Genomic DNA, 10,985 nt, shown 5'->3' with positions numbered 1-10,985 from the left:
ACACACACGTATCGGCACATACGCCGGGGTGCCCTTCGGGGTCGGTTGTATGGGATACGTGGAGGCATAACCCCAACTTTTATATAGAGGTTTTAAACATGGCAACTGTTTCCATGCGCGATATGCTCAAGGCCGGTGTTCACTTTGGTCACCAGACCCGTTACTGGAACCCGAAAATGAAGCCATTCATCTTCGGTGCGCGTAACAAAGTTCACATCATCAACCTTGAGAAAACTGTACCAATGTTCAACGAAGCGCTGGCTGAACTGAACAAGATCTCTTCTCGCAAAGGTAAAATCCTTTTCGTTGGTACCAAGCGCGCTGCAAGCGAAGCGGTAAAAGACGCTGCTCTGAACTGCGACCAGTTCTTCGTGAACCATCGCTGGTTGGGCGGTATGCTGACTAACTGGAAAACCGTTCGTCAGTCCATCAAACGTCTGAAAGACCTGGAAACTCAGTCTCAGGACGGCACCTTCGACAAGCTGACCAAGAAAGAAGCGCTGATGCGTACTCGTGAGCTTGAGAAACTGGAAAACAGCCTGGGCGGTATCAAAGACATGGGCGGCCTGCCGGACGCACTGTTCGTTATCGATGCTGACCACGAGCACATTGCTATCAAAGAAGCGAACAACCTGGGTATCCCAGTATTCTCTATCGTTGATACCAACTCTGATCCAGATGGTGTTGACTTCGTTATCCCTGGTAACGACGATGCAATCCGTGCTGTGACCCTGTACCTGAATGCCGTTGCTCAGACCGTTCGTGAAGGCCGTTCTCAGGATCTGGCTTCTCAGGCGGAAGAAAGCTTCGTAGAAGCTGAATAATAAGGTTTAAGCCCTTATTAGTACCGAGTATGGATAGGGGCCCTCTTAGCGGCCCCTTTTTCACTTTTATAACCGTTTGGCCCTCTGCCGGGCGGTTCACATTTCCGAGGATTTTAGAATGGCCGAAATTACCGCTTCCCTGGTAAAAGAGCTGCGTGAACGTACTGGCGCAGGCATGATGGATTGCAAAAAAGCCCTGACTGAAGCTAACGGCGACATCGAGCTGGCAATCGAAAACATGCGTAAATCTGGTGCGATCAAAGCTGCTAAGAAAGCAGGCAACGTTGCTGCTGACGGCGTGATCATCACTAAGATCGAAGGCAACTACGGTATCATTCTGGAAGTTAACTGCCAGACTGACTTCGTTGCTAAAGACGGCGGTTTCCAGGCATTTGCTAACAAAGTTCTGGATGCAGCAGTTGCTGGCAAAATCACTGATGTTGAAGTTCTGAAAGCACAGTTCGAAGAAGAGCGTGTTGCCCTGGTTGCTAAAATCGGTGAGAACATCAACATCCGTCGTGTTGCTTCCCTGGAAGGCGACGTGCTGGGTAGCTACCTGCACGGTGCTCGTATCGGTGTTCTGGTTGCGGCAACTGGCGCGAACGAAGAACTGGTTAAGCAGGTTGCAATGCACGTTGCAGCGAGCAAGCCAGAATTCGTTAACCCAGAAGACGTGTCTGCTGAAGTGGTAGAGAAAGAATACCAGGTTCAGTTGGACATCGCGATGCAGTCTGGTAAGCCAAAAGAAATCGCAGAGAAAATGGTTGAAGGCCGCATGAAGAAATTCACCGGCGAAGTTTCTCTGACCGGCCAGCCTTTCGTTATGGAACCAAGCAAAACTGTGGGTCAGTTCCTGAAAGAGAACAACGCTACTGTGACCAACTTTGTCCGCTTTGAAGTGGGTGAAGGTATCGAAAAAGTTGAGACTGACTTCGCAGCAGAAGTTGCTGCCATGTCCAAGCAGTCTTAATGATGAAAAAGGAGCCGCCTGAGGGCGGCTTCTTTTTGCTCCCATCTTGAAAATCAGTCAGGCTCCGATAGGCTTGCACTGGTTAGCGATGGCATAATCGCTGGAAATAACCCATCTCAAACGTTGACAGTCCCAGGAAAGAAATATGGCTACCAATGCAAAACCCGTCTACAAACGTATTCTGCTGAAACTGAGTGGCGAAGCCCTGCAGGGAACTGAAGGCTTCGGTATCGATGCCAGCATTCTCGATCGTATGGCGCAGGAAATTAAAGAACTGGTCGAACTGGGTATCCAGGTTGGCGTGGTGATTGGTGGTGGTAACCTTTTCCGTGGTGCGGGTCTGGCAAAAGCGGGTATGAACCGCGTTGTGGGCGACCACATGGGCATGCTGGCAACAGTCATGAACGGCCTGGCGATGCGCGATGCGCTCCACCGCGCCTATGTGAACGCCCGCCTGATGTCCGCTATTCCTCTGAATGGCGTGTGCGATAACTACAGCTGGGCGGAAGCTATCAGCCTGCTGCGTAATAACCGCGTGGTTATCCTTTCTGCTGGTACCGGTAATCCTTTCTTCACAACCGATTCTGCAGCTTGCCTGCGCGGGATTGAAATTGAAGCCGACGTGGTGCTGAAAGCAACCAAAGTCGACGGCGTGTTTACCGCCGATCCAGCCAAAGATCCTGCTGCCACCATGTACGATCAGCTGACCTATGCCGAAGTGCTCGATAAAGAGCTGAAAGTGATGGATTTGGCTGCGTTTACGCTGGCCCGTGACCACAAACTGCCAATTCGCGTGTTCAACATGAACAAACCGGGGGCGCTGCGTCGTGTGGTGATGGGTGAGAAAGAAGGTACCCTGATTACGGAATAATTTCCGTGAGCGACAAATAAGGGTAAGATTCCGCTTTATTATTGCGATGCTTACCTCGCTGCCCTTTCGGCGGCAAGAATTATACGGGCTATACTTAGCACACTCGCAACCTGGCGGGCGTGCTGTATGGTCAGCCTGAGACAAGATTTCAAGGATTCGTAACGTGATTAACGATATCAGAAAAGATGCTGAAGTACGCATGGACAAATGCGTTGAGTCATTTAAAACCCAGATCAGCAAAATCCGTACTGGTCGCGCTTCTCCAAGCCTGCTGGACGGCATCATTGTCGAGTACTACGGCACGCCAACTCCACTGCGTCAGCTGGCAAGCGTGACTGTAGAAGATTCCCGTACCCTGAAAATCAACGTGTTCGATCGCTCTATGAGCCCGGCCGTTGAGAAAGCGATCATGGCTTCTGATCTGGGTCTGAACCCAAGCTCTGCGGGCGCGGATATCCGTGTTCCACTGCCAGCGCTGACCGAAGAGCGTCGTAAGGATCTGACCAAGATCGTTCGCGGTGAAGCTGAGCAGGCGCGTGTTGCGGTGCGTAACGTTCGTCGTGACGCCAACGATAAAGTGAAAGCGCTGCTGAAAGAAAAAGAAATCAGTGAAGATGACGATCGTCGTTCTCAGGACGATGTGCAGAAGCTGACCGACGCGGCCATCAAGAAAGTGGACGCGGCGCTGGCAGACAAAGAAGCGGAACTGATGCAGTTCTGATTTCTGACGTTATCTGATGAACGCCGTTCAGGAAACCTTCGGTTTTGCTGGCGGCGTTTTGCTTTCCAGACACTCTCTTTCGGATTTTTCATGAAGCATTTAACCGTTCTGGGCTCGACGGGCTCTATCGGCTGCAGCACGCTGGACGTGGTGCGCCATAATCGCGATCTTTTTTCTGTCACTGCGCTGGTGGCTGGCAAAAACGTGGATCGCATGGTCGAGCAGTGTCTGGAGTTCACTCCGCAGTATGCGGTGATGGACGATGCGCAAAGCGCAGCCGCACTGATTGTGGCGTTACGCCAGCACGGAAGCCAGACGGAAGTGCTGAGTGGGCAGCAGGCAGCCTGTGACGTAGCCGCGCTTGATGATGTCGATCAGGTGATGGCGGCGATTGTTGGCGCGGCTGGGTTGATGCCGACGCTGGCGGCTATCCGCGCGGGAAAAACGATTTTGCTGGCCAATAAAGAGTCGCTCGTTACCTGCGGACGTCTGTTCATGGATGCGGTGAAAGAGAGCGGGGCGCGGCTGTTACCGGTCGACAGCGAACATAATGCGATTTTTCAGAGTTTACCGGAAACAATCCAAAATCAGCTGGGTTACGCTGATCTTGGGCAGAATGGCGTTTCGTCGATTCTGCTTACCGGGTCTGGTGGCCCGTTCCGGGAAACGCCACTGTCTGAACTGCGTGATATGACGCCGGGTCAGGCCTGTCGTCATCCGAACTGGTCGATGGGACGTAAAATCTCTGTCGACTCTGCCACCATGATGAACAAAGGTCTGGAATACATTGAAGCGCGCTGGCTGTTTAATGCCTCGGTGCAGCAAATGGAAGTGATCATTCATCCGCAGTCGGTTATCCACTCAATGGTTCGTTATCTGGACGGTAGCGTGCTGGCGCAGCTGGGTGAACCAGACATGCGTACGCCAATTGCGCATACCATGGCGTGGCCAAATCGCGTCGAATCAGGCGTGAAGCCTCTGGACTTCTGGGCGTTGAGCGATCTTTCCTTTGCGCAGCCAGATTATGAGCGTTATCCCTGCCTGAAGCTGGCAATGGATGCTTCTGATCACGGTCAGGCCGCAACCACGGCGTTAAACGCAGCGAATGAAGTTAGCGTTGAAGCATTTCTGGCATCCCGAATCCGTTTCACGGATATTGCCGTCGTTAACCGGGCAGTGCTTGATGGCTTAACGCTAAGCGAGCCGCAGAGTGTGGACGACGTTCTGGAGGTCGATTTGCAGGCCAGAAATGCGGCAGGCCAGCAGGTGACGCGCCTCGCAAGCTGATGATTATCCGCCCATCGGGTGCGGCTACATTTGTTAGCGCTGGGCTTCAGTGTTATAGTCTGCGCCACCGTATACGCTGTAACGACAAAGCGTTATCGGCTGAGCCGTGGTTTAGCACGGCTTTTTTGCGCTAAGCGTCTGTATTCCGGTACTGCTAATTCCTTTGCATGGACTAATAACGCGTTATGTTGTCTGCTAATCAATCAATCAGCGAAAATCTGCCCGCCCACGGCTGTCATCATGTGGCCATTATCATGGACGGCAACGGTCGCTGGGCGAAGAGACAAGGCAAAATCCGAGCCTTCGGTCATAAAGCCGGGGCAAAATCGGTGCGTCGTGCCGTCTCTTTTGCGGCAAATAACGGGATTGAAGCGTTAACGCTTTACGCCTTCAGCAGTGAAAACTGGAATCGACCAGAGCAGGAAGTCAGTGCGCTGATGGAACTGTTTGTCTGGGCGCTCGACAGCGAAGTGAAAAGCCTGCACAGACACAACGTGCGCTTGCGTATTATTGGTGATACCGGCCGGTTTAATGCCCGCTTACAAGAACGTATTCGCAAGGCGGAAGCGCTGACCCAAAATAATACCGGGCTGACGCTGAATATCGCCGCGAATTACGGCGGGCGCTGGGATATCATTCAGGGAGTTCAGCATCTGGCTGCACAGGTTCAGGAAGGGCACCTTCGTCCTGAAGACATTACAGAAGAGCTGCTGAGTCAGCAAATCTGCATGCACGAGCTGGCTCCCGTAGATTTGGTAATTAGGACAGGGGGAGAGCATCGCATCAGTAACTTTCTGCTTTGGCAAATAGCCTATGCCGAACTTTACTTTACGGATGTTCTTTGGCCCGATTTCGATGAACAAGACTTTGAAGGTGCGCTGCATGCCTTTGCCAATCGAGAGCGTCGTTTCGGCGGCACCGAGCCTGGTGGCGACAAAGCCTGATGGGGGTAGCTCTTGCTGAAGTATCGCCTGATTTCTGCTTTTGTTTTAATTCCCGTTGTTATTGCGGCACTGTTTTTATTGCCGCCGGTAGGTTTTGCCATTGTCACCCTGGTGGTGTGCATGCTGGCTGCCTGGGAATGGGGTCAACTAAGCGGTTTTAAATCCCGCTCACAGCGGGTATGGCTGGCGGTGCTTTGCGGTTTGATTCTTGCCGCGATGCTCTTTTGGCTTCCTGAATACCACCACAACGTGCATCAGCCGCTGGTTGAAGGCTCGCTTTGGGCTTCTTTAGCCTGGTGGATTGCCGCCTTGCTGCTGGTTCTGTTTTATCCTGGGTCTGCGTCTTTGTGGCGTAACTCAAAAACACTGCGTCTGGTGTTTGGTCTGCTGACCATCATCCCTTTTTTCTGGGGCATGCTGGCTCTGCGTGCGTGGCATTATGACGACAATCATTACAGCGGCGCTATCTGGCTGCTCTACATCATGATCCTGGTGTGGGGAGCAGACTCCGGCGCTTATATGTTCGGTAAATTGTTCGGTAAACATAAACTGGCACCGAAGGTTTCTCCGGGCAAAACCTGGCAAGGCTTTTTCGGCGGGTTGCTGACGGCAGCTGTGATTTCGGGTGTTTATGGCCTGTGGGCTAACCTGGATGTCGCACCGTTAACGTTACTGGTTTGCTCGCTGGTCGCTGCGTTGGCGTCTGTGCTGGGCGATTTAACGGAAAGCATGTTTAAGCGTGAGGCCGGTATCAAGGACAGTGGGAATTTAATTCCTGGCCACGGCGGCATTTTAGATCGCATCGATAGCCTGACGGCGGCGGTACCGGTCTTTGCCTGCCTGTTACTTTTAGTCTTCAGGACTCTCTGACGGAAGGGTTTATGCTGAGCATTCTCTGGAATCTGGCGGCATTCATTGTTGCACTGGGTGTGTTAATCACCGTGCATGAATTTGGTCATTTCTGGGTTGCTCGCCGCTGTGGTGTCCGTGTTGAGCGTTTTTCGATTGGATTTGGAAAGACGCTCTGGAGCCGCGTGGACAAACGTGGCACCGAATACGTCATCGCCCTTATTCCCCTCGGTGGCTACGTCAAAATGTTGGACGAACGTGTCGACCCGGTTGCGCCGGAGATGCGTCACTATGCGTTCAATAACAAAACGGTCGGCCAGCGTGCCGCGATCATTGCTGCCGGTCCGGTTGCGAACTTCCTTTTTGCTATTTTTGCCTATTGGCTGGTGTTTATCATCGGCGTCCCGGGCATTCGGCCAGTAATTGGTGAAATAACACCCCATTCGATTGCAGCGGAAGCACAAATTGCACCAGGAACGGAACTTAAAGCCGTAGACGGTATCGAAACGCCTGATTGGGATGCTGTGCGTTTGGCGCTGGTCACCAAAATCGGTGATGATCAAACCACGCTCACTGTCGCCCCTTTCGGAAGCCAGCAGCGTCAGGATAAAATTCTGAATCTGCGCCATTGGGCATTTGAGCCAGACAAAGAAGATCCCGTCGCTTCACTGGGGATTCGTCCACGTGGTGCTCAGATTGAACCGGTGATGGCAGAGGTGCAGGCAGACTCAGCTGCACATAAAGCAGGTTTGCAACAGGGCGACAGGATCGTTAAAGTCGATGGTCAGCCGCTGACACAGTGGATGACATTTGTCACACTGGTGCGAGACAATCCCGGTAAGCCATTGCGGCTGGAGATTGACAGACAGGGGAGTCCCTTGTCTTTAACGCTGATACCAGATACAAAACCCGGTAAAGGGAAAGCTGAAGGGTTTGCGGGTGTAGTTCCAAAAATTATTCCGCTGCCCGATGAGTACAAGACAGTGCGCCAGTACGGGCCGTTTGCTGCCATCATTCAGGCCACAGATAAAACGTGGCAGTTGATGAAGTTAACGGTTCAGATGCTGGGGAAATTGATAACCGGTGACGTAAAACTGAACAACCTCAGTGGGCCAATTTCGATTGCTCAGGGGGCTGGGATGTCAGCGGAGTTTGGGTTGATTTACTATCTGATGTTCCTTGCGCTCATCAGTGTGAATCTGGGCATTATCAACCTGTTCCCGCTTCCCGTGCTAGACGGGGGTCATCTGCTCTTCCTGGCGATTGAAAAGCTGAAGGGCGGGCCGGTATCCGAGCGAGTTCAAGACTTTAGTTATCGCATTGGCTCAATATTGCTGGTGCTGTTAATGGGGCTTGCACTTTTCAATGATTTCTCTCGGTTGTAGAGAGAGTGTTAGGAAGAACGCATAATAACGATGGCGATGAAAAAGTTGCTCATAGCGTCGCTGCTTTTTGGCAGCGCGACCGTATACGGTGCTGACGGATTCGTAGTGAAGGACATTCATTTCGAAGGCTTGCAGCGAGTCGCTGTTGGTGCGGCCCTCCTCAGCATGCCAGTGCGTCCAGGCGATACGGTCACTGATGAAGACATCAGTAATACCATTCGCGCCCTGTTTGCCACCGGCAACTTCGAGGATGTGCGTGTTCTGCGTGATGGCGATACGTTGTTGGTGCAGGTTAAAGAGCGCCCAACGATTGCCAGCATTACTTTCTCCGGTAACAAATCGGTGAAAGATGACATGCTCAAGCAGAACCTTGAAGCCTCTGGCGTTCGCGTGGGTGAATCCCTCGACCGCACCACTCTCGGTGATATCGAGAAAGGTCTGGAAGACTTCTACTACAGCGTCGGTAAGTACAGCGCCAGCGTTAAAGCTGTCGTGACTCCGCTGCCGCGTAACCGTGTTGACCTGAAACTGGTTTTCCAGGAAGGCGTTTCCGCAAAAATTCAACAGATCAACATTGTCGGTAACCATGCTTTCAGCACCGATGAACTGATCTCCACCTTCCAGCTGCGTGATGAAGTACCGTGGTGGAACGTGGTGGGCGATCGTAAATACCAGAAACAGAAACTGGCGGGTGACCTTGAAACCCTGCGTAGTTACTACCTGGATCGCGGTTATGCTCGTTTCAATATCGACTCCACGCAGGTTAGCCTGACGCCGGACAAGAAAGGCATCTATATCACCATCAACATCACCGAAGGCGATCAGTACAAGCTGCAGGGCGTTGAGGTGAGCGGTAACCTGGCAGGGCACTCTGCAGAGATTGAGAGCCTGACCAAAGTTGAGCCAGGTGAGCTCTACAACGGTGCCAAAGTGACCAAGATGGAAGATAACATCAAGAAACTTCTTGGCCGTTATGGTTACGCCTATCCGCGCGTTCAGTCTCAGCCTGAAATCAATGACGCTGATAAGACCGTTAAGCTGCATGTTAGCGTCGATGCGGGTAACCGTTACTACGTACGTAAGATCCGCTTCGAAGGCAACGACACCTCCAAAGATGCCGTTCTGCGTCGCGAGATGCGTCAGATGGAAGGCGCGTGGCTGGGGAGCGATCTGGTCGATTCCGGTAAAGATCGTCTGAACCGTCTTGGCTACTTTGAAACCGTTGATGTAGATACCCAACGTGTACCGGGCAGCCCGGATCAGGTTGACGTGGTCTACAAGGTTAAAGAACGTAACACCGGTAGCTTCAACTTCGGTATCGGTTACGGTACTGAAAGTGGCGTGAGTTTCCAGGTGGGTGTTCAGCAGGATAACTGGTTGGGTACCGGCTATTCAGTGGGCATCAATGGTACGAAGAACGATTATCAAACCTACTCCGAGTTTTCTGTGACCAACCCGTACTTTACGGTGGATGGTGTGAGTCTCGGTGGGCGTATCTTCTACAATGACTTTAAAGCGGATGATGCAGACCTCTCCTCGTACACCAACAAGAGTTACGGTGTTGACGGGACGCTGGGCTTCCCAATTAACGAATACAACACGTTGCGTGCAGGTTTAGGGTACGTTCACAACGACCTGTCCAACATGCAGCCGCAGGTTGCGATGGACCGTTATCTTGACTCTCTGGGTCAGGGCAACAGCAAAGACGGCTTCTCGGCAGATGACTTCACCTTCAACTATGGTTGGACGTATAACAAACTGGACCGCGGTTTCTTCCCGACGGACGGTTCGCGCGTCAACCTGAACGGTAAGGTAACCATTCCGGGTTCCGACAACGAATTCTACAAAGTGACTCTGGATACCGCATCCTACTTCCCGATCGATAACGATCATAAGTGGGTGCTGTTGGGTCGTACTCGTTGGGGCTACGGTGATGGCTTAGGCGGTAAAGAACTGCCGTTCTATGAAAACTTCTATGCGGGTGGTTCAAGCACCGTACGTGGTTTCCAGTCGAACAACATCGGTCCTAAGGCTGTGTACCTCGGCCCAGGTCAGGATAACTGTGAAACGACCAGCACGGGCTACTGTAAGTCTGATGATGCTGTGGGTGGTAACGCCATGGCCGTGGTCAGCGCTGAGCTGATTGTGCCAACGCCGTTTATCAGTGACAAATATGCTAACTCAGTACGTACTTCCGTCTTCTGGGATGCGGGTACCGTCTGGGATACAAACTGGCAAAACACTGCAGCGATGAAAAATGCGGGCGTTCCGGACTATAGTGATCCGAGCAACATCCGTATGTCTGCGGGTATCGCATTACAATGGATGTCACCATTGGGGCCGTTGGTCTTCTCCTACGCCCAGCCGTTTAAAAAGTACGATGGAGACAAAGCGGAGCAGTTCCAGTTTAACATTGGTAAAACCTGGTAATTGGTCTGTGCAAAGGAATGCTAGTGCAGTGTAGCGATGACATCTGACAATCACTCGCGTGGTTGCATGACTTCGCAAAGAACGGTGCCTTCGGGCACTCATGGGATGGTAAGGAGTTTTATTGTGAAAAAGTGGTTATTAGCTGCAGGTCTGGGTCTGGCAATGGTTACCTCTGCACAGGCTGCAGATAAAATTGCGATCGTGAACATGGGTAGCCTGTTCCAGCAGGTTGCACAGAAGACGGGTGTTTCTGCGAAGCTGGAAGGTGAGTTCAAAGGCCGTGCAAGCGAGCTGCAGAGCCAGGAATCCGATCTGCAGAGCAAAATGCAGCGTCTGCAGCGCGATGGTTCTACCATGAAAGCGAGCGATCGTAGTAAAGCAGAAAAAGACATCATGACTCAGCGTCAGGCTTTCTCTCAGAAAGCTCAGCAGTTTGAGCAGGATCGTGCACGTCGTTCTAACGAAGAGCGCGGCAAACTGGTTACCCGTATCCAGGCAGCAGTGAAGAAAGTGGCTGACGATCAGAGCATTGACCTGGTTGTTGACGCGAATACCGTTGCTTACAACAGCAGTGATATCAAAGACATCACCGCTGATGTGCTGAAACAGGTTAAATAAGTAATGCCTTCAATTCGACTGGCTGATTTAGCTCAGCAGTTGGATGCAGAATTACACGGTGATGGCGATATCGTCATCACCGCTGT

General features: G+C 52.0%; 11 protein-coding genes. All 11 read left to right on the top strand.

Annotated elements, in window-relative coordinates:
* Positions 1–98 precede the first annotated feature (98 nt).
* The gene (gene rpsB, locus ACRCWW_RS10865; protein ID WP_330984855.1) at positions 99–824 is read left to right on the top strand and encodes a 30S ribosomal protein S2; all 726 of its coding nucleotides are present in this window, start codon (positions 99–101) and stop codon (positions 822–824) included.
* Between the two features lie 118 nt (positions 825–942).
* Positions 943–1,794, top strand: a complete 852-nt coding sequence (gene tsf / locus ACRCWW_RS10860) for a translation elongation factor Ts (RefSeq protein ID WP_438682431.1) — start codon at positions 943–945, stop codon at positions 1,792–1,794.
* 145 nt (positions 1,795–1,939) lie between these two features.
* On the top strand, positions 1,940–2,665 hold the full coding sequence (gene pyrH, locus ACRCWW_RS10855) for a UMP kinase (protein WP_438682430.1): 726 nt from the start codon (positions 1,940–1,942) through the stop codon (positions 2,663–2,665).
* Positions 2,666–2,828: 163 nt separating this feature from the next.
* Positions 2,829–3,386 (top strand): ribosome recycling factor, encoded by a 558-nt coding sequence (frr, locus tag ACRCWW_RS10850; RefSeq protein ID WP_330984858.1) that lies wholly within the window; start codon positions 2,829–2,831, stop codon positions 3,384–3,386.
* Positions 3,387–3,476: 90 nt separating this feature from the next.
* Positions 3,477–4,673: a 1-deoxy-D-xylulose-5-phosphate reductoisomerase gene (gene ispC / locus ACRCWW_RS10845; RefSeq protein WP_438682429.1), complete on the top strand. Its 1,197-nt coding sequence runs from the start codon at positions 3,477–3,479 to the stop codon at positions 4,671–4,673.
* 185 nt (positions 4,674–4,858) lie between these two features.
* Positions 4,859–5,617, top strand: coding sequence for a (2E,6E)-farnesyl-diphosphate-specific ditrans,polycis-undecaprenyl-diphosphate synthase (ispU, locus tag ACRCWW_RS10840; protein WP_438682428.1), 759 nt, complete (start codon positions 4,859–4,861; stop codon positions 5,615–5,617).
* A gap of 12 nt (positions 5,618–5,629) precedes the next feature.
* Entirely contained in the window at positions 5,630–6,487 is an 858-nt protein-coding gene (gene cdsA, locus ACRCWW_RS10835; protein WP_404659745.1) for a phosphatidate cytidylyltransferase, read from the top strand.
* 11 nt (positions 6,488–6,498) lie between these two features.
* Positions 6,499–7,851, top strand: a complete 1,353-nt coding sequence (rseP, locus tag ACRCWW_RS10830) for a sigma E protease regulator RseP (protein ID WP_438682427.1) — start codon at positions 6,499–6,501, stop codon at positions 7,849–7,851.
* Between the two features lie 30 nt (positions 7,852–7,881).
* The gene (gene bamA, locus ACRCWW_RS10825) at positions 7,882–10,281 is read left to right on the top strand and encodes an outer membrane protein assembly factor BamA (RefSeq protein WP_438682426.1); all 2,400 of its coding nucleotides are present in this window, start codon (positions 7,882–7,884) and stop codon (positions 10,279–10,281) included.
* A 123-nt stretch (positions 10,282–10,404) separates the two neighbouring features.
* The gene (gene skp, locus ACRCWW_RS10820) at positions 10,405–10,899 is read left to right on the top strand and encodes a molecular chaperone Skp (RefSeq protein WP_404659742.1); all 495 of its coding nucleotides are present in this window, start codon (positions 10,405–10,407) and stop codon (positions 10,897–10,899) included.
* Positions 10,900–10,902: 3 nt separating this feature from the next.
* Positions 10,903–10,985: hypothetical protein (locus ACRCWW_RS10815; RefSeq protein WP_438682432.1), on the top strand; the 83-nt coding region annotated here is incomplete at its 3' end.

The organism is Scandinavium sp. (assembly GCF_051650185.1).
Classification (GTDB): domain Bacteria; phylum Pseudomonadota; class Gammaproteobacteria; order Enterobacterales; family Enterobacteriaceae; genus Scandinavium.
This window is presented reverse-complemented; position numbering and strand designations above follow the sequence as displayed.